We start from the raw sequence: 19,347 nt of genomic DNA, 5'->3' as shown, positions 1-19,347 counted from the left end.
CGCTCAGGCCAGGGCGGCGTGGAGCGTGTTGTTCCAGGGGTCGTCGAACGCGACCGTCCGCCCGTCGTCGCGCACCGCGATGCCGTGATGACGCAGACGCTCGGTGAGGGCCCCGAGATCGTCGGATGTCGGCAGCGCGAGGTCGACGCGGCCGAGCCCGAGCGCCGGCATGCGCGGCCCCGCCCCTCGGGAGTTCCACACGTTCATCGCCATGTGGTGGTGGTAGCCGCCCGCGCTGACGAAGAGGGCCTGATCGCCGAGCGCCGCGGTCGTGTCGAACCCCAGGGCGTCGACATAGAACGCCCGTGCGGTCGCCACGTCGCCGACCGAGAGGTGCACGTGTCCGACGCGGGCGGGATCGGACGGTGTGAAGGCGGCGCTGCCCGCGCCGTCGAGCGTCGCAGGGTCGAGGTGTTCGCGCAGGAAGGCGTTGGGATCGAGGAAGAGGGTGTCCATCTCGACCTGTCCGTGGGTCCACGACCAGGTGCTGCGGTCTCGGTCCCAGTAGAGCTCGATGCCGTTGCCCTCGGGGTCGGTGAAGTAGAACGCCTGGCTGACGAGGTGGTCGGCGCTGCCGCTGAAAGTCGAAGGCGCGTGACGGGCGACGCTGTAGAGCGCGGCCGCGAGGGCTGCCTGCGTCTCGAAGAGGATCGCCGTGTGGAACAGGCCCGCCGACCCGGAAGCCGCGTGGCGGAGCGAGGGCTCGTGGCGCAGGATCACGATCGGTCGACCGGAACGCCCGAGCGTGACGGTGTCGCCCTCGGCGGCAAGCACCTGCAGGGTCACAACGTCGCGGTAGTAACGCGTCATCGCGTCGAGGTCGCCGACCAGCAGGGTGACGGCGCCCATCCTGGTGGCATCCGCCAATTTCTCATTCACACACATACACAACCCCCACACCCCCCATGTCATTCCCCCCCCGGGTGGCGCCGAGTGCACGGCAAAATGCCGAGTGCACGGCATCCTCGCGTGTGAAAGTCGTCCTTTCGACGGGATGCCGTGCACTCGAATTGTCGCTACTGGGGGTCGCCGCCCAGCGGGCCTACCGCGGGGATGGGGCCGCCGTCGTCGGCGCCGGTCTTGCGCCAGCGGGCGATCGCGTTGCCCGCGTGATAGATCACGAGGGCGGCGATGGTGCCGAGGACGATCGCGCCGAACTGCAGCGAGCCGAAGTTCATCGCGAACCCGGCGATCGCGATGACGAACGACGCCGCGACGGTGTACTGGTTGACGGGGCGCGAGAAGTCGACGCGGTTGTCGACCCAGATCTTGATGCCGATCACGCCGATCAGGCCGTAGAGGGCCGTCGTGACGCCGCCGAGCACGCCCGCCGGGATGGTGTTGAACACCGCCCCGACCTTGGGCGAGAAGGCGAGGAGGATCGCCACGATGCCGGCCACCCAGTACGCGGCGGTCGAGTAGACGCGGGTCGCGGCCATGACGCCGATGTTCTCGCCGTAGGTCGTGGTGCCCGAGCCGCCGAAGCCGCCCGCGAGGGTCGTCGCGACACCGTCGGCGATGAGGGCGCGACCGGTGTGCTTGTTGATCGACGGGTCGTCGGTCATGGTCGCGACGCCGCGCACGTGGCCGACGTTCTCGGCGATCAGCACGAGCACGACCGGCAGGAACATCGGCACGATGGACCAGGCCGCGGCATCCCCGATCGCCACGAGGTGGAAGTCGGGCAGACCGAACCACGCGGCGGCCTCGACGGCCTCGAACTCGACCTGCCCGGTGACGGCGGCCACGACGTAGCCGACGATCACGCCGAGGAAGATCGAGATGCGTCCGAGGAACCCGCGGAACAGCACGCTGAACAGGATGACGGCGCACAGGGTCACCGTCGCGATCTCGGGCTGCAGCTGGAAGTTGTTCCACGCCGCGGGGGCGAGGTTGAAGCCGATCAGCGCGACGATCGCTCCGGCGACCACGGGCGGCATGAGCTTCTCGATCCATCCGGTGCCGAAGGCCTGCACGATGAAGCCGACCGCCGCGAGCAGGAGGCCCGCGACGACGACGCCGAGGAGCGCCTGCGTGATCTGCTCGGCGGTCTCGAGGCGGTTGCCGCCGTTGAGTGCCGTGATGGGGGCAATGAACGCGAACGACGAGCCGAGGTAGCTGGGCAGCTTGTTGCGCGTGATGAGCAGGAAGACGAGGGTGCCGAGACCCGAGAAGAGCAGGGTCGTCGAGACCGGGAAGCCGGTGATGATCGGAACGAGGAACGTCGCACCGAACATGGCGACGACGTGCTGCGCGCCGATGGCGATGGTGCCGGGCCAGTTCAGGCGCTCGCCGGGCTTGACGACGGCGCCGCGCGCGACGGTGCGGCCGTCGCCGTGGAGGGACCAGATGGGCATGGGACTCCTCGGGAAGGATGAGGGATTCGGGATGGAGCGCGAGAGCGGCCCCACCCTATCTGTGAGATCCCTGGATGTCCGGTCGGCGCTCCGCGGAGCCGCGCGACCCGCGCCGCGAAGGACGGTACCGAAGTCAGCCGGCGAGCGTCTCGAGCAGCTCGCGGTACTTCGCCGCGGTGCGCTCGACGATGTCGTCGGGGAGGGCCGGGGGAGTGCCGGTCTTGTCCCAGGCGCCCGCGAGCCAGTCGCGCACGATCTGCTTGTCGTAGCTCGCCATGCGCTCGGCGGGCGTCGTGCCGGTGCGCCAGGCCTCGGCATCCCAGTAGCGCGACGAGTCGCTCGTGAGCACCTCGTCGGCGAGGGTCAGCACCCCGTCGGCGTCGAGGCCGAACTCGAACTTCGTGTCGGCGAGGATGAGTCCCTTGCTCTCGGCGAGGGTCGCGGCACGCCGGTAGATCTCGAGCGATGCGTCGCGCAGCGCGGCCGCGGTCTCGGCACCGACGAGCTCGACGGAACGCTCGAACGAGATGTTCTCGTCGTGCTCGCCGAGGGGCGCCTTGTAGGCGGGGGTGTAGATCGGTTCGGGCAGCCGGTCGCCATTCTGCAGGCCGGCGGGAAGCGGGATGCCGCACACCGTGCCGCTGTCTTGATACTCCGCCCAGCCGGAGCCGGTGAGGTAGCCGCGCACGACGCACTCGATCGGCTGCATGTCGAGCTCGCGCACGACCATCGCCCGGCCCGCGACCTCTGCCGGGGGCTGGAGCCCGAGGACGTGGTTGGGGATCGGGCGTCCGCCGTCGGCGCCCGCGAGCTGCGCGAACCACCACAGGCTGAGGCGCGTCAGCAGTTCGCCCTTGCCCGGGATTCCGGGTTCGAGCACCTGGTCGAACGCGCTGACGCGGTCGCTGGCGACCACCAGCATCCGGTCGGCCGGGCCGTCGGCGGGGCGATAGAGGTCGCGGACCTTGCCGGAGTAGACGTGCTTCCAGCCGGGCAGATCGAGGGCGCTCACCCGGCCATTATCCCGGAGCGGGGAACGCCGCGACGACCCGTGAAAAAGGGCGTATAGTCCACATGGACTAATCGAGAGGGGGGTGCCATGCCGGATGCCGTCGACCGACTCACGCCGCTCGGGCTGATGCTGCTCGCGCTGCTGCACGAGGACGACATGCACGCCTACGAGATGGTCCGTCTGCTGCGCGAGCGCAAGGCCGACCGGCTCGTCGCCCCGACCCACGGCACGATCTATCACACGGTCGCTCGCCTCGAGCGGCAGGGGCTCATCGCCGAGGTCGGTACCGACCGTGACGGCAACCGTCCGGAACGGACGACCTACACGCTCACGGAGGCCGGCGCCGACATGATGATCGCGTGGGTGCGGCGCGAGCTCCCCGCCATCGACCGCCCCGACCGTTTCCGCGTCGCGCTGGCCGAGTCGCACAACCTCGACCGTGGCGAAGTCGTCGCGCTTCTGAGCGAGCGGAGGGACGCCCTGGCGGCATCCCTCGGTGCGCACCGTCAGGCGCGCGATCACGCGATCGAGCGCGGCTCGTATCCCCAGTTCTGGATCGAGGTGCACCGCGAGACGGCTCTGCTGTCGGCGGATGTCGCCTGGCTCGACGAAGCGGTCGAGTACATCCGTCGTCCCGACACCGTGTGGGGGGTCACCGACCTCGCCCCGACCGACCGCTACCTGGCACAGAGAGAAGCCGCCCGCGCATGAGCGAGAGAACCAGCACCGTCCGCGCCCCCGAAGGCGCCGCACCCGCCGTCAACCCGTGGCCCGCCCTGTGGGCGATGGTCATCGGATTCTTCATGATCCTCGTCGACACGACGATCGTCTCGGTCGCGAACCCCGCGATCAAGGCCGCGCTCGACCCGTCGACCGGCAACCTCGACAACGTCGTGTGGGTCACCTCGTCGTACCTGCTCGCGTACGCCGTGCCGCTGCTGGTCACCGGCCGCCTGGGCGACCGGTTCGGACCGAAGAACATCTACCTGATCGGGCTCGCGATCTTCACGATCGCCTCGCTCGCCTGCGGGCTCTCGGGCTCGCTCGCCGTGCTCGTGATCGCGCGAGCCGTGCAGGGTCTCGGCGCCGCGCTCATGACCCCGCAGACGATGGCCGTCATCACCCGCACCTTCCCCGCCGAGCGCCGCGGCGCGGCCATGGGGCTGTGGGGTGCGACCGCCGGTGTCGCGACGCTCGTCGGACCGCTCGCGGGCGGCCTGCTCGTCGACGGCTTCGGGTGGGAGTGGATCTTCTTCGTCAACATCCCCGTCGGCGTCGTGGCGTTCGTGCTGGCGTGGCGCCTGGTGCCGCAGCTCGAGACCCACCCGCACCGCTTCGACGTCGTGGGGGTCGTGCTCAGCGCGATCGGGCTCTTCCTCATCGTCTTCGGTCTGCAGGAGGGCGAGCACTACGAGTGGGCCGCCGGCATCTGGGCGATGATCGCCGCGGGTGTCGTCGTGATGGCGGTGTTCGTCTGGACACAGGGCCGGACCAAGAGCGAGCCCCTCGTTCCGCTCGAGCTCTTCCGCGACCGCAACTTCGCGATCTCGAACCTCGCGATCGCCGCGGTGGGCTTCACGGTGACGAGCATGGCGCTGCCGATGGCGTTCTTCACGCAGCTCGCGCGGGGCCTGACGCCGACGCAGTCGGCGCTGCTGCTCGTCCCCATGGCGGTGCTGTCGGGCGCGCTCGCACCGTTGGCGGGCCGCATCCTCGACCGGGTCGACCCGCGTCTGCTGCTCGTCCCCGGCCTGACGCTGATGGTCGTGGGCCTCGTCGGCTACGCGCTGCTCATGAACACCGAGGCCCCGGTGCTGCTGCTGCTCATCCCTGCCGCGATCATCGGTGTCGCCAACGCCGGCATGTGGGGGCCGCTCGCCACGACCGCGACCCGCAACCTGCCGCCGCGTCAGGCGGGTGCCGGCTCGGGCATCTACAACACGACCCGAACGGTCGGCTCGGTGATCGGCTCGGCGGCCATCGCGGCCTACATGCAGTCGCGGCTGACGGCGAACCTGCCGGGTGCCGGGGATGCCGCGAGCGGCGACTTTGGCGGTGGCGGCGGCGCGATGCCTCCCGCGATCGCCGAGGGCTTCTCCGCCGCGATGGCGCAGGCCATGCTCCTGCCGGCGATCGTCATCGGGGTCGCCGTGATCGTCGTGATCTTCCTCAAGCGCCCCGCGCACCTCGCCAAGCGCTGACCCCGTCGCGCTCCGTCGGGCCGCCCGTGCCGTGGATTCAGTCCGCGACGCGGGCGGCGATGTCGGTGCGGTGGTGCGAGCCTTCGAGGCTGATCTCCGCGAGGGCGCGGTAGGCGCGGTCGCGAGCCTCGGTGAAGTCGGCGCCGCGTGCGACGACGTTGAGCACGCGTCCACCCGTGGCGACGAGCCCGTCGACCGACTCGGCGGTCGCAGCGTGCGCGAGGTGCACGCTTTCGACGGATGCCGCGGCGTCGAGCCCCGTCAGCGCCCGGCCGGTCACCGGGTTGTCGGGGTAGCCCTCGCTCGCGAGCACGACGGTGACGGCGGCATCGTCCGAGAACGTCGGATCGGGCTCGGACTCCAGTCGCCCGCTCGCCGCGGCCATCAGCAGCTCCGAGAGCGGCGAGGTCAGCCGCGCGAGCACCACCTGCGTCTCGGGGTCGCCGAACCGCGCGTTGAACTCGATCACCTTGATGCCCGACTCGGTGAGGATGAGGCCCGCGTAGAGCAGGCCGATGAACGGTGTGCCCTCGGCGTCGAGGTGGCGGATGACGGGCTCGGCCACGTCGCGCGTGACCTCGGCGACGAATCCGGCCTCGCTGCCGAACCGGTCGGCGAGCCAGGGGAGCGGCGAGTAGGCGCCCATGCCCCCGGTGTTCGGGCCGGCGTCGCCGTCGTAGGCGCGCTTGTAGTCCTGCGCCGGGCTCAGGGCTCGGACGGTGTCGCCGTCCGAGACGAAGAAGAGCGACACCTCGGGGCCGGCGAGGAACTCCTCGATCAGCACCGGGCCGCTCGAGAGGTAGGTGTCGGCGTGGGCGAGCGCCGCCTCACGGTCGTCGGTGACGATGACGCCCTTGCCGGCGGCGAGGCCGTCGGCTTTGACCACGTGGGGAGCGCCGAGCTCGTCGAGCGCCGTCTCGACCTCGGCACGGCTCCGCGCCCGCACGGCGCGCCCGGTGGGCACGCCGGCCTCGTCCATGACGCGCTTGGCGAACGCCTTCGACCCTTCGAGCTGCGCGGCGACCTTGCCGGGGCCGAAGACGGGGATGCCGCGCTCGCGCAGCGCATCGGCGACACCGGCGATGAGCGGGGCCTCCGGCCCGACGATGACGAGATCGACGTTGGCGCTGCCGGCGAACTCCGTCACGGCGACCGGGTCGTTCTGGTCGAGGCCCGGCACGATCTCGGCATCGCGGGCGATGCCGGCGTTGCCGGGGGCCGCGAGCAGGTCGTGACCTGCGCCTTCCGCGGCGAGAGCGAGGATGATGGCGTGCTCGCGCGCGCCCGAGCCGAGGACCAGGATCTTCACCCGGCCAGCCTACCGACCGGGCTAGCGTGGAACCCATGGCCCGCAGCATCCTCACCGCCGATGGCCGCGCCGCGCTCGCCGCCGTCGCCGCCGCCGATGCGTCCGGCGAGAAGCCCGCTCGAACCGACCTGGCGACCGCCGTGCGCTACCTGTTGCAGCTGCTCGTCGAGAAGGCGCCCGGCAACTCGGTCGAGATGCGCGTGCCGCCGTTCGGTGCCGTCCAGGTCGTCGAGGGGCCGCGGCACACGCGCGGCACCCCGCCGAACGTCGTCGAGACGGATGCCGCGACCTGGATCGCCCTCGCCCTCGGCGACCTCGCCTGGGCGGATGCCGCCGCCGCGGGCCGGCTGCGCGCGTCGGGCACCCGCGCCGATCTCGGGGCGCTGCTGCCACTGCGACCCTGACACCGGCTCCGATAAGGTTAGGCAAGCCTGACCTTATCTCTGGAGTCTGCTGTGCGCTCTTCCCTTCTGTCCCGCGCGCCCCTCGGGGTGCTCGCCGCTGCGTCGATCGTCCTCGGTGTCGCGAGCCCCGCCCTCGCGATCGGCGACGCCGCGCCCGTCGAGCAGCGGACCGCCGCGACCTCGCCGCCCGTCTGCGACATCACCGACGCGACCATCACGTGGGGCTTCAAGGAGTCGTTCCGCTCGTACATCTCCGGCTCCATCGCGAAGGGTGCGTGGGAGCCGTTCGGCGGCGTGGGTTACGAGACGCCCGCGTTCACCTGGACCGGTGGCACGGGCAGCTACGACCCCGCGACCGGCGCCGGCTCGATCGCCTTCCCCGGCGGCATCCGGTTCACCGGGCACGGCGGCCTGCTCGACTCGACGGTGCAGAACGTCACGCTCGAGATCGCGCCGGCGGCGGGGCGTGTTCTCGTCGACCTCGCCGGAGTCTCGATGGAGAGCGCGCTCGCCGGCGACGACACCGTCGTCACGACACCCCAGGTGCCGTTCGTGACCGTCGACCTGGCGGGTCTGGAGAACACGGTCTCGGGAGAGGCCCTCACTCTCGCCGCCGCGGATGCCGCCACCGCGATCACCGAGGAGGGGTTCGCCGCCTTCGGCAACTACGAGACCGGCACCGCCTTCGACCCCCTGTCGTTCACCGCGAGCGGTGTGTGCGCGGCTGCCACCCCGACGGCAGACCCATCGCCCGTCGTCGATGCATCACCCGCCGCGGATGCCGCGGAGGCGGGCGATGACGAGAGCGGATCGAGCGGCGCGCTGCCGGTCGCGCTCTTCGCCGCTATCGGCGGCGCGCTCGTCGCGACGATCGGCGGGTCGACCGCAGCGATCGTCGCCTCGCGTCGCAAGCAGCGGAAGGCGCGTGCCGGCGGTGGGCCCGCCGATCACGCCGACGAAGGGCCGGCCGCGTGAAGATGCGGCGACTCCTCGTCGCGGCGCTCGCCGCTGCTGCCCTGTCGCTCAGCGCCTGCGCTCCGGCTGCGACGTCTCACGGCGAGGCGGCGGGCCAGGTCGTGATCGACCGACCCCCGCTGAGCGAATTGGCGCCGGTGACCGACCCGCGCTCGCTCGAGGGCCCCTCGACCGCCGTCCTCGCCGACGCCGCGGTCGAGCCGGTCGTGACGGATCCCACCCAGAGCCTGCCCGTCACCGTGAGCTCGCACGATCTCACCGGCGACGTCGAGGTGACGGTGACGGACACCTCGCGCATCATCGCGATGGACCTCTCCGGTTCGCTGGCCGCGACCGTCTGGGGCCTGGGCCTCGGCGGCGAGCTCGTCGGCCGCGACGTCTCGACGACGTTCCCCGGCGCGGCGGACCTGCCGGTCGTCACGGGCAGCGGACACACGGTCAACGCCGAGTCGATCATCGGCCTCGCCCCCACCCTCGTCATCACCGACGGCAGCATCGGACCGGTCGACGTCGTGCAGCAACTGCGGGATGTCGGCATCACGGTGGTCTTCGTCGAGCGCTCCGCCTCGTTCGACGGTGCCGCCGATCTCGCGCGGACGGTGGGCGAGGTGCTCGGCGTACCCGACGCGGGCGAGCAGCTCGCCCAGCGCATCGCGAGCGAGGTCGACCAGACGCGTGCCCAGATCGCCGCGCTTGCGCCGGCGGCCGCGGCGGACCGGCTGCGCATGGTCTTCCTCTACCTGCGCGGCACGGCGGGGGTGTACTACCTCTTCGGCTCCGAATCGGGCGCCGACCAGCTCATCGCCGCGCTCGGCGGCGTCGACGTCGCCGGCGAGCTCGGCTGGAACGGCATGCAGCCGCTCACCGACGAAGCCATGGTCGCCGCCGACCCCGACCTCATCCTCGTGATGACCGCCGGGCTCGAATCGGTCGGCGGCGTCGACGGTCTGCTCTCCGACAAGCCCGCGATCGCGCTGACCGCAGCCGGCCAGCATCGCCGCTTCGTCGACATGGCGGACGGGCAGATCCTGTCGTTCGGGCCGCGCAGCGCGGGGGTGCTCGACGCGCTGGCACGCGCTGTCTACGCGCCCGATCCCGCGTCGTGAGCGGGCGTGCCGCTGGGCGCCGCGGAGTTCTCGTCGCGATCGTGAGCGCGGTGCTGCTCGTCGTGGGCGTCGTGCTCTCGGCCGGGCTCGGTCAGCTGCCGGTCGGTCCCGCCGAGGTCGTGGGCTCCGTCCTCCGCGCCCTCGGCATGCCCGGCTCGTGGGCGCCGACCGAGCCGCTCATCGAGCAGACGCTGTGGCAGATCCGTTTCCCGCGCGTCGCGATGTCGCTTCTGGTCGGTGCGCTGCTCGCGGTCGCCGGTGCCGTCATGCAGGCGATCTTCGCGAACCCGCTCGCCGAGCCGGGCGTCGTCGGCGTCTCGTCGGGCGCGGCCGTCGGCGCTGCCGCAGCGATCACGCTCGGCTTCTCGTTCCTCGGTCCGTGGTCGATCGCGGTCTGCGCCTTCGCGGGCGGTCTCGTCGCGACCTTGGTCGTGTATGCCGCTGCCCGCGCGCAGGGCCGGACCGAGTCGATCACGCTCATCCTGACGGGCATCGCCGTCAATGCGTTCGCGGGGGCCGCGCTGGCGCTCCTGATGTTCGCGGGAGACACGGCGTCGCGCGAGCAGATCGTGTTCTGGCAGCTGGGCTCGATGAACGGCTCGCGCTGGACGGAGGTCGCGGTCGTCGCCCTCGTCGGAGCGCTCGGCACCGCGGCATCCCTCGCTCTCGCGCGCCGCTACGACCTTCTGGCGCTCGGCGATCGCACCGCCGCCCACCTCGGTGTGCGCGTCGAGGCGCTGCGGGTCGGGTCGATCGTCCTCGTCGCCCTGCTGACCGGCGTCGCCGTCGCGTTCGTCGGCATCATCGCGTTCGTCGGCCTCGTCGTGCCCCACATCATCCGCATGCTGGTCGGGCCCGCGCACCGGGGGCTCATCGCCCTCTCGGCGCTCGGCGGCGGCGTCGTGCTCGTCTACGCCGATCTCCTCGCGCGGACCATCGTCGTCGCGGCAGACCTGCCGATCGGCATCCTCACGTCGCTCGTGGGCGGACCGTTCTTCTTCTGGCTCATCCGCCGCACCCGCCGCACCGCCGGGGGCTGGTCGTGACGGGCGTGGCCGTCGAGGTGCGGCACGCGAGCTTGCGATCGGGTGAGGCGACGATCCTCGACGACGTGACGACGGATGTCGGCTACGGCCGGCTGCTCGCTCTCGTCGGGCCCAACGGCGCCGGAAAGTCGAGCCTGCTCTCCCTGCTGACAGGCGACCGCGCGCCCACCTCGGGCGCGGTGCATCTCGACGGGCGTCCGGCGGGCGAGTGGTCGGCCCGCGAGCTGTCGCGGCGACGGTCGGTGCTGCTGCAGTCGAACCAGGTCGCCTTCTCGTTCACCGCGGGCCAGGTGGTCGCGATGGGGCGCACTCCTTGGATCGGAACCGAGCGCGCCCGCCTCGACGACGCTCGTATCGCCGAAGCCGTCGAGCGAGCGGATGTCGCACACCTGCTCCATCGCGCCTACCCGTCGCTCTCGGGTGGCGAGAAGGCGCGTGTCTCGCTGGCTCGAGTACTCGCGCAGGACACCCCCGTCGTGCTGCTCGATGAGCCGACCGCAGCCCTCGACCTCCGGCACCAGGAAGAGGTCCTCCGCGTCGCGCGGCGGCTCGCGCGGGATGGGCGCGCGGTGGTCGTGGTGCTGCACGACCTGTCGCTCGCCGCGGCATACGCCGACGAGGTCGCGATGATCGACGGCGGCCGGCTCGTCGCTCGGGGGAACCCGCGCGACGTGTTGACCGCGGAGTGGGTCGAGGCCGTCTACGGCACCCCGGTGCGCGTGCTCGACGACCCCGACACCGGCCGTCCGGTCATCCTGCCGCGCCGTCACGCCGAGCGATGACTGTCAGGAACTTCACAAACTTCGATTAGGTAAGGCTAAGCTAACTATCGTCGCGTGCCCGACGCGCGAGCTTCACCTGCATCGAGATTCGGAGGGTTCCCATGCTGAGAACCAGGAGGGCGGCGCTGCAGCGTCCGCTCGCGAGCGTGCTGACCGGCGCGCTCGTCGCCATGGCCGCCGTCGTCGGCGTCGCCGCGCCGGCAACGGCCGCCGGCCCCACCCTGACGACGTCGACCACCGTCGTCGCGAACGAGAAGATCACGGTCGCCATCACCGGCACCGGCTTCGAGGTCGCTCCCCAGTACCCGGGTCAGCCGAGCCGGCACGCCTACGTCGCCCTCGTCGAGAAGGGCGACCTGACGGTCGACCAGGCGACCACGCCCAACGCCTCGCTCGACGTCTCCACCGCGGGCGAGATCACCGGAAGCCTCGAGCAGATCGCGAGCGAGCTCGATCGCACGAAGGCCTACGAGGTCATCTCGTGGCCGTCTCGTTCGTTCCCCACCGAGGCGAACCTCCTCGCCCGCGCCGACGTCTCGATCGACTGGGCCGCGCTCTTCCCGGTCGTCGCCGAGTCGACCACGACGACCCTGTCGGCCTCACCCGATGGAACGGCCGTCGAGGGCGCCGACGTCACCCTGACGGCGACGGTCTCGCCGGCGGCATCCGGGGCGGTCTCGTTCACGGCCGGCGACGCGTCGCTCGGCTCGGCTCCGGTCGACGGGGGCGTCGCGAGCATCGTCACCTCGTCGCTCGCCGTCGGCGCGCACAGCATCGCGGCCGCGTTCACCCCGGCCGACGCCACGGCCTATTCCGCCTCGACCGCACCGGCGCTGAGCTACACGGTCACCGCGAAGGCGAGCGAGCCCGAGACTCCGGCGCGGGTGCCCACGCTCACGCTCTCGAAGTCGACGGGGCTCGACCCCGCGGGCGAGGAGATCACCGTCACGGGCACGGGCTACGACCCGGCTCAGCCGATCTACCTCACGACGTGCACCGACCGCCCGCTCGCTGAGGTCGACTTCGCCTTCATCGCGGCGGGATGCACGAGAGGCGCGAAGCTCGTCACCTCGAACCCCACCACGGCGACGATGGTGAAGTTCGCGGAGGACGGATCGTTCGAGACCACGCTGACGGTCGCGCCGAAGGGCGAGACGACGGCGGTCTACACGATCGCCGATCACACCGGCATGACCAACCGCACGCAGGACGCGAAGGCCGTGGTGTCGTTCGCGGCCACGACGCCGACCGAGCCGCTTCCCGCGCCGACGCTCACGGTCACCCCGAACACGGATGTCGACCCGAGCGGTGCCACGCTCACCGTCGAGGGACGCAACTACCGCCAGAGCGAGGTCGGCGCCGGCTTCGCGCTGCGCTTCGGCTGGGTCGCCGAGACCTGGAAGCCCTCCGAGGGCGCCGCGAACTCCGCTCGCCCCTCGGTCTCGTACGTCCGCGTCTCGGGCGAGCCGACCGGCGACGCCAACCTCCCGTGGACCGAGAACGCCGACGGCACGGTCGACTTCACGTGGACAGTCCAGGTCGATGAGAAGTCCGCGAACGAGAAGCGCCCCGGTGACGACTACCGCCTCGGCGTCTTCACCTTCGGCAACAAGGCGTCGCAGGGCCTGCAGCCCGACAACGAGCTCTTCGTGCCTGTGACGTGGGCCGCGGTCGCGCCGCAGCCCGAGCCGACGAAGAGCCCGAGAATCACGGTGACACCGAACGCCGACCTCGACCCGGCCGTGGCCCACACGCTCACGGTCTCGGGCACCGGTTTCGTCGGCGACAGCGCCGCCAACGGCGCGTACGTCCTCTTCGGTGAGAAGTCGGTCTGGGCCGGGGCCGGACCGCTCCCCGCCGAGGGCTGGGTGCAGCTTGCCTGGGTGCGCCCGGGCTCGATCATCGGCGGCGCGTTCACCGTCGACCTGACCGTCCCCGCCGGCTCGCTCGACCCGACGAAGAGCTACCACGTCGCCACCTCCGCGGCGCACGCGCTGTCGATCACCGACCGGACGCTCGACGCCTTCGCCGACGTCACCGTCGCTCAGCCGACGGCTCCGTTCGTCGCGTTCGCGGGCTCGGCGACCGTCGCCCAGGGCGGCGTGCTCGAGTTCACCGGCGGCGGTTTCGCACCCGGTGACGTCGTGACGGCCGTCGCGCACTCCGAGCCGGTCACCATCGGCACGGCGACGGCGGATGCCGGCGGACGCGTGTCGTTCTCGTGGGCGGTTCCCGCCGGGTTCGCGACGGGCGACCACACGCTCGAGCTCAGCGTCGGCGGCGTCGTCGCGGCATCCGCCCCCTTCCGGGTCACCCCTGCCGCTGTCGCCGCAGCCGTCGAGTCGCCGGCCGCACCGTCGTGCGTCGCCCGGTCGGTCTCGGGAGCGACGATCGAGTGGGGTGTGAAGGAGTCGTACCGCTCGTACATCACGGGCCCGATCGCCAAGGGAGAGATCTCCGGCGGCTGGGGCAGCGGTTCGGGAGCGTACAGCCCCGAGAACGACCGCGGCCGCGTCAGCTTCGGCGGCTCGGTGCACTACACCGGCCACAGCGGTCTGCTCGACATGACCCTGTCGAACCCGCGCGTGCAGATCACCGGCGCGAACACCGCCTCGCTGATCGTGAACGTGCAGTCCAAGGGATACAACGGCTCGCCCGACGTGAACGCGAACGGCGTCGTCTTCGCGACGCTCTCGCTGCCCGCCGCCACGACGACGGCGAATCGGATCAGCTGGACGGGTGCATCGGCCACGCTGACGGCAGCGGGCGCCGAGGCCTTCGCCGGCTTCTACTCGGCCGGCGAGGCGCTCGACCCGGTGAGCATCACGTTCCCGCTCGGCGCCGAGGTGCCGTGCGACGCCTCGACCGACGCGACCCTCGCCGCGACCGGTGGACAGGCTCCCGTCGACACTCTCTGGCTGGGTGCCGGCATGCTGCTGATCGGCGCGCTCGCCGTGTCGTTCACGCGTCGTCGCCGCAGCGCGCTCTGACGACTCGCTGAGCCCTCTCGTCGCACCGCCCGGGCATTGCTCGGGCGGTGCGACAATGGAGTCATGGCTGAGGAGATCACCGAACGGGTCGAGTCGGCGCGCGTGCGTCGCGTGCCCAAGTACAGCGTGTTCCTCCTGCTCGGCGCCGCGGCGGGCATCATCGTCGCGCTGGCCCTGACGTTCGGCATCCCGGACGAGGGAGTCAGCACCAACACCGGCCTGCAGTACTCCGCGGGTCAGGTGTTCGGGTTCATCGCGCTCGGCGCCATCCCGGTCTGCATGGCGATCGCGGGCGTCATCGCCCTCGTGCTCGACCGCGCCGCACGCCGCCGCACGCGCGAGGTGCGCATCCTCCACGAGCGCGTGCGCGCCGTCGACGACGCCTGACGCGGGCCCGGTTCTCGCGGGTCAGGCGATCTCGGCGATGATCGGTGCGATCGCTGCGTCGAAGGCCACGACGTCGCTGCGCAGTCCGTCGGTGACGGCGATCGTGAGCGCGCCGATCCACCACACGCCGCGCTGACTCAGCGGCAGCACCTGCACGTTCAGCTCGAACGAGTGCGCCCGCCGCCCGATGCGGCGCTCGTGCTGCGCGAGCGCCCCGGCATACGCGCGGTAGGCGACGGCGCCGGCGCCCGACGAGCGCGAGGTGTACCGGGCGTGCACGTCACGCGCGAAAGCCACCGCTTCGGCCGCGTGCGGGCGGATCTCGCGCTCGAGCCGCTCGAACCCCTCGGTCGGCAGTGCCACGAGGGTGTCGAAGCCGTCGACGAGATCGAGCGGCACGGGGGAGGGATGCGCGAGCGGCTCGACCGTCATCTCCCAGTACGCGCGCCACTGCCGCTCGAGCTCGGCCTGCGTCTCGGGGTCGCGCTCGACGGGTGTCGGCTCTATCCCACGCAGGTGGGGCAGCTCATCCGGAGTGCGGATGCCGAGCACCTGGCGCAGGTACAGCGCGACGACGACCGAGGGCGCGGCATCCTCCCGCACCACCCACTCGGGAGTCTTCGCCGCGCTCATGGCGCCAGTTTAGAGCGGGGGTGGTGGGGTGCGGCCGGTGCCGAGGAGATGACGCTCGGCACCGGCCGAGGCGTCACTCGAACTCGATAGACGCGTGTTCGTTGTTCAGCACGATGACCGGCGTGATGGGGGAGTAGCCCGCGCCGCGGATGACGCCCGTGTCGATGCGGAGCAACGGATGCCCCGCGTGCACGCCCTCACCCTGCTGGACGAGCGCCTGGAACCCACGGCCCTTGAGGTCGACGGTGTCGATGCCCACGTGGATCAGCAGCTCGGTGCCGTCGTCGAGGGTCATGCCCACGGCGTGACCGGTCGGGAACACCGTGGTCACGGTGCCGTCCGCGGGCGCGACGACCGTGTCTCCGTACGGGTCGATCGCGAGGCCGGGACCCATCGTCCCCTGCGAGAACATCGGGTCGGGAACCTGCGCGAGCGGCACGACCGTGCCGGCGATGGGCTGACGCAGCCGCACCACGGCGGGGGCGGTGGTCGTCACCGTGCCCGCACCCTGCGGTGCCGACGATGCCGCGGGCGGCTCGACCTCGCGGCCCGCGAGGACGTCGTCCATCGCGTCCTTCACGAACTGCACGTTGAGCCCGTAGACCACCTGCACCGACTTGGGCCCGGAGACCATGGTGCCCGCCGCGCCGGCGCGCTTGAGCGCGTCGCTGTCGACACGCGACGTGTCGGCGACCTCGAGCCGCAGGCGGGTGGCGCAGTTGTCGAGCTGAACGATGTTGTCCTTGCCGCCGAGGCCCGCGATCATCTTCTCCGCGGTGGGGCCGTAGCCCGCGTCGCGGTTGATCGCCGGGCCGATGTCGGCTGCGAGCTCGTCGTCGTCTTCACGGCCCGGCGTCTTCAGTCGGAACTTCAGGATGAGGAACCGGAACACCACGAAGTAGACCGCGAACCAGAACACGCCCATGATCGGGATCATCCAGGGGTTCTGAGCCAGCGGGTTCATCCAGCCGAGCACCAGGTCGATGAAGCCCGCCGAGAAACCGAAGCCCATGCGGGTCGGGAGCAGCGCGGCGATGAAGACCGAGATGCCCGTGAAGACGGCGTGGACGAGGTACAGCCACGGCGCGAGGAACATGAAGGTGAACTCGAGCGGTTCGGTGACGCCGACGAAGAACGAGGCGACGGCGGCCGAGAGGAGGATGCCCGACACCATCTTCTTGCGCTTGGTCTTGGCGGTGACGTACATCGCCAGGGCGGCGCCGGGCAGGCCGAACATCATGATCGGGAAGAAACCGGTCATGTACTGACCCGTCACCCCGAAGACGCCTTCGCCGTTGGAGCCGGCGAGGAAGTTGTTGAGGTCGTTGATGCCGGCGACGTCGAACCAGAAGACCGAGTTCAGAGCGTGGTGCAGCCCGAGTGGGATCAGGAGGCGGTTGAAGAAGCCGTAGAGCCCTGCGCCGACGGGGCCGAGGGTCGAGATCCACTCGCCAAAGATGACCAGGCCCGCGTAGACGATGGGCCAGACGAAGAACAGCACCGCGGCGACGACGAGCGAGATCCCGGCCGTGACGATCGCCACGGAGCGCTTGCCCGAGAAGAAGGACAGCGCGTCCGGTAGCCTGACGTCCTTGAACCGGTTGTAGGCCCAGGCGCCGATGAGGCCGCAGATGATGCCGATGAAGACGTTCTGCACCTTGCCGAAGGCGGGGTCGACCTCGGCGACATCCTCGATGCCGAGGAAGCCGGCGACGGTTGCGGGGCTCAGGAGGGTCGTGATCGTGAGCCACGACACGAGCCCGGCCAGCGCTGAGGTCCCGTCAGACTTGTTGGCCATGCCGATCGAGATGCCGATCGCGAACAGCAGGGCCATGTTGTCGATCAGTGCACCGCCTGCGGCGGCGAGGAACGTCGCGATGATGTTGGGGCCTGCGGCAGAGGCGATCCAGTAGCTGATCCCGACGAGGATGGCGGCGACGGGTAGCACGGCGACCGGCAGCATGATCGACCGGCCGAGTCGTTGGAAGAATTTCACGGGTCACTCCGATGTGCGCGGGGGAACGGGGTTCTGGCAGTATTGGTTAAGAACGTTTCCGAATTATTTCTCGGGAACTGTACTCGATCGGGGAACGTATGACTACGACGTCAGCGGAAGGCGCTGCTTCGCCGAGGGCGCGCGGCCGCCGCATCCGTCCCGAGGACGCGCGCAGCAACAACCGTCGCCTCGTCCTGCAGGCGCTCCACCGCGAGGAAGGGCTGTCGCGCGCCGACATCGCGCGTGCGACCGGACTCTCGCGCGTGACGATCTCCGATCTGGTCGGTGAGCTCGTCGACGAGCAGCTCGTCGTCGAGAGCGGCCGCGGACACCGGTCGGGGCCTGGCGCGCCCTCCCGGGCCCTCGCGCTGGCGAGGTCGTCGCGCGACGTGGTCGCCGTGTCGATCTCGAGCGGCGACACGATCGAGGGCGCCGTCGTCGACCTCGGGGGAACCGTCATCGCGCGCGAGGTCGTCGAGCGCGGCGGGTCGACCGGCGCCGAGGCGCTCGCCGTGCTCGGTGACCTCATCGACCGGCTGGTCCGCACGGCTGAGGCCCCGATCCTCGGGATCGGCGTCTCGACACCGGGCGTCGTCGACGGCGCGGGCGTCGTCCGCGAGTCGTCGCATCTGGACTGGCACGACGTCGCGCTCCGCGGCATCCTGTTCGACCGCACCGGTCTGCCGGTCTCGGTCACCAACGGGCTCAACGCCGCGGGCATGGGCGAGCTGAGCTTCGGCAAGGTCGACCACGACCTGTTGCTCGTCCGGATCGGCGCCGGCGTCGGAGCCGCCGCGATCGTGAACGGCGCGGTCGTCCACGGACGCAACTGGGCCGCGGGCGAGATCGGCCACGTCGTCGTGACGGAGGGCGAGGGGCCCGTCTGCGCGTGCGGCCGCACCGGATGCCTCGAGGCCTGGCTGTCGGTGCCGAAGCTCGAGGCTCGGCTCGCAGCGGCGCCCGACGCCGAGGCCGCTCTGCACGTTCGCCGCGAGGCGGGGCGGTGCCTCGGCATCGCGCTGTCACCGCTCGTCGCGACGCTCGGGCTGACGGATGTCGTGCTGAGCGGACCGGCCGAGCTGATCGAGGGGGCGCTCATCGACGCCGCGAGCGAAGCCATCGCAGCTCGCGTGCTGCCGATCCTCTTCGACGACCTGACCGTGCGCCTCGCCGAGACCCACGGCGACCTCCGACTGCGGGGAGCCGCAGCCCTCGTGCTGTCGGAGACCCTCGGGCTCGCCTGAGCCGAGCCCCGGCATCCGCCCTCCCGACCGAACCGAAAGAAGGAAGAGTCATGGCCGAAGTCGTCATCGTCCCCAGCGAGCAGGAGGCGGGCCGTCTCGTCGGCGACGCGATCGTCGACCTCATCCAGCGGCGCCCCGATGCCGTGCTCGGACTGGCGACCGGGTCGACCCCGCTCGCGGTCTACCAGCACCTCGCCGAGCGCGTGCGCGGCGAGGACATCGACGTGTCGCGCGTGCGCGGCTTCGCGCTCGACGAGTACGTCGGGCTGCCCGCCGGCCACCCGGAGAGCTACCGCAGCGTCATCGAGCGCGAGGTCGTCGAGCCCGTCGGGTTCGACCCGGCCCGCATCGAGGTGCCGCACGGCGACCTCGACGGAATCGAGACCGCGGGGGAGCAGTACGAGGCCGCGATCCGCGCCGCCGGTGGGGTCGACCTGCAGATCCTCGGCATCGGCCGCACCGGGCACATCGGCTTCAACGAGCCGGGCAGCTCGCTCGCCTCGCTGACGCGGGTCAAGACGCTCACGGAGGAGACGCGGGCCGACAACGCCCGCTTCTTCGACTCGCCCGACGATGTGCCGATGCACTGCATCACCCAGGGCATCGGCACCATCCTGCGCGCCCGCCACCTCGTGCTGCTGGCGTTCGGCGAAGCTAAGGCGGATGCCGTCGCCGCGGCCGTCGAGGGCCCGGTCAGCACCTCGGCGCCCGGCTCGGCCGTGCAGCTGCATCCGCATGTCACCGTCGTCGTCGACGAGGCCGCCGCAAGCGCCCTGAACCAGACGCCGTACTACCGGCACGCGTGGGCGAACAAGCCCGCCTGGCAGGGCATCTGACCCCGGTCCGTGTCGCGATGGAATCACCACCGATTCGGGCCGCCGAGACACGCCCGGCGCTCGGCCGCT

Annotated in this window: 17 protein-coding genes; 11 read left to right on the top strand and 6 right to left on the bottom strand. The window is 71.2% G+C overall.

Annotated features, from left to right (window positions below):
- Nucleotides 1-3 precede the first annotated feature (3 nt).
- The 3 genes from MTS1_RS08595 to MTS1_RS08585 form a co-directional block, all read right to left on the bottom strand.
- Nucleotides 4-849, bottom strand: coding sequence for a VOC family protein (locus MTS1_RS08595; RefSeq protein ID WP_023953126.1), 846 nt, complete (start codon nt 847-849; stop codon nt 4-6).
- 167 nt (nt 850-1,016) lie between these two features.
- Nucleotides 1,017-2,357: a uracil-xanthine permease family protein gene (locus tag MTS1_RS08590; protein WP_023953125.1), complete on the bottom strand. Its 1,341-nt coding sequence runs from the start codon at nt 2,355-2,357 to the stop codon at nt 1,017-1,019.
- 133 nt (nt 2,358-2,490) lie between these two features.
- Nucleotides 2,491-3,369, bottom strand: a complete 879-nt coding sequence (locus MTS1_RS08585) for a phosphoribosylaminoimidazolesuccinocarboxamide synthase (RefSeq protein ID WP_023953123.1) — start codon at nt 3,367-3,369, stop codon at nt 2,491-2,493.
- 87 nt (nt 3,370-3,456) lie between these two features.
- Between MTS1_RS08585 and MTS1_RS08580 the strand changes: the two genes are divergently transcribed.
- A complete protein-coding gene (locus MTS1_RS08580) occupies nt 3,457-4,080 on the top strand; it encodes a PadR family transcriptional regulator (RefSeq protein WP_023953121.1) in 624 nt (207 codons plus the stop codon).
- The gene (locus tag MTS1_RS08575; protein WP_036304715.1) at nt 4,077-5,570 is read left to right on the top strand and encodes a DHA2 family efflux MFS transporter permease subunit; all 1,494 of its coding nucleotides are present in this window, start codon (nt 4,077-4,079) and stop codon (nt 5,568-5,570) included. Before MTS1_RS08580 ends, MTS1_RS08575 begins: the two co-directional genes overlap by 4 nt.
- A 37-nt stretch (nt 5,571-5,607) precedes the next feature.
- Here MTS1_RS08575 and purD read toward each other — a convergent pair whose 3' ends face one another.
- Nucleotides 5,608-6,879, bottom strand: a complete 1,272-nt coding sequence (gene purD, locus MTS1_RS08570) for a phosphoribosylamine--glycine ligase (RefSeq protein ID WP_023953117.1) — start codon at nt 6,877-6,879, stop codon at nt 5,608-5,610.
- A 35-nt stretch (nt 6,880-6,914) separates the two neighbouring features.
- Between purD and MTS1_RS08565 the strand changes: the two genes are divergently transcribed.
- The 7 genes from MTS1_RS08565 to MTS1_RS08535 all read left to right on the top strand — a co-directional run bounded on the left by MTS1_RS08565 (nt 6,915) and on the right by MTS1_RS08535 (nt 14,569).
- A complete protein-coding gene (locus MTS1_RS08565) occupies nt 6,915-7,283 on the top strand; it encodes a sterol carrier family protein (protein WP_023953115.1) in 369 nt (122 codons plus the stop codon).
- 51 nt (nt 7,284-7,334) lie between these two features.
- Nucleotides 7,335-8,258 carry an HtaA domain-containing protein gene (locus MTS1_RS16830; protein WP_023953113.1) on the top strand — a complete coding sequence of 308 codons (924 nt, stop codon included), beginning with the start codon at nt 7,335-7,337 and terminating at the stop codon, nt 8,256-8,258.
- Nucleotides 8,259-8,260: 2 nt separating this feature from the next.
- On the top strand, nt 8,261-9,364 hold the full coding sequence (locus MTS1_RS16825) for a hemin ABC transporter substrate-binding protein (RefSeq protein ID WP_036305308.1): 1,104 nt from the start codon (nt 8,261-8,263) through the stop codon (nt 9,362-9,364).
- A gap of 41 nt (nt 9,365-9,405) precedes the next feature.
- Nucleotides 9,406-10,410 carry an iron ABC transporter permease gene (locus tag MTS1_RS16820; RefSeq protein WP_023953109.1) on the top strand — a complete coding sequence of 335 codons (1,005 nt, stop codon included), beginning with the start codon at nt 9,406-9,408 and terminating at the stop codon, nt 10,408-10,410.
- Entirely contained in the window at nt 10,401-11,192 is a 792-nt protein-coding gene (locus MTS1_RS08545; protein WP_370576220.1) for a heme ABC transporter ATP-binding protein, read from the top strand. The genes MTS1_RS16820 and MTS1_RS08545 overlap by 10 nt, the downstream gene beginning before the upstream one ends.
- A gap of 101 nt (nt 11,193-11,293) precedes the next feature.
- Complete coding sequence (locus tag MTS1_RS08540) at nt 11,294-14,182, top strand: HtaA domain-containing protein (RefSeq protein ID WP_023953107.1); 2,889 nt, start codon at nt 11,294-11,296, stop codon at nt 14,180-14,182.
- 63 nt (nt 14,183-14,245) lie between these two features.
- Nucleotides 14,246-14,569 carry a hypothetical protein gene (locus MTS1_RS08535; RefSeq protein ID WP_023953106.1) on the top strand — a complete coding sequence of 108 codons (324 nt, stop codon included), beginning with the start codon at nt 14,246-14,248 and terminating at the stop codon, nt 14,567-14,569.
- 21 nt (nt 14,570-14,590) lie between these two features.
- Here the strand turns inward: MTS1_RS08535 and MTS1_RS08530 are convergent, their stop codons facing one another.
- Nucleotides 14,591-15,202, bottom strand: coding sequence for a hypothetical protein (locus MTS1_RS08530; RefSeq protein WP_023953105.1), 612 nt, complete (start codon nt 15,200-15,202; stop codon nt 14,591-14,593).
- A gap of 73 nt (nt 15,203-15,275) precedes the next feature.
- Nucleotides 15,276-17,198 carry an N-acetylglucosamine-specific PTS transporter subunit IIBC gene (nagE, locus tag MTS1_RS08525; RefSeq protein ID WP_023953104.1) on the bottom strand — a complete coding sequence of 641 codons (1,923 nt, stop codon included), beginning with the start codon at nt 17,196-17,198 and terminating at the stop codon, nt 15,276-15,278.
- A gap of 98 nt (nt 17,199-17,296) precedes the next feature.
- On the opposite strand from nagE, the gene MTS1_RS08520 reads away from it, so the two are divergent.
- The gene (locus MTS1_RS08520; RefSeq protein ID WP_023953103.1) at nt 17,297-18,442 is read left to right on the top strand and encodes an ROK family transcriptional regulator; all 1,146 of its coding nucleotides are present in this window, start codon (nt 17,297-17,299) and stop codon (nt 18,440-18,442) included.
- A gap of 50 nt (nt 18,443-18,492) precedes the next feature.
- The gene (gene nagB, locus MTS1_RS08515) at nt 18,493-19,278 is read left to right on the top strand and encodes a glucosamine-6-phosphate deaminase (protein ID WP_023953101.1); all 786 of its coding nucleotides are present in this window, start codon (nt 18,493-18,495) and stop codon (nt 19,276-19,278) included.
- The last annotated feature ends 69 nt before the right edge of the window (nt 19,279-19,347 follow it).

Source organism: Microbacterium sp. TS-1 (assembly GCF_000509385.1).
Lineage (GTDB): Bacteria > Actinomycetota > Actinomycetes > Actinomycetales > Microbacteriaceae > Microbacterium > Microbacterium arborescens.
Note: the sequence above shows the minus strand (reverse complement) of the source record. Positions and strands in the feature narration are given on the sequence as shown.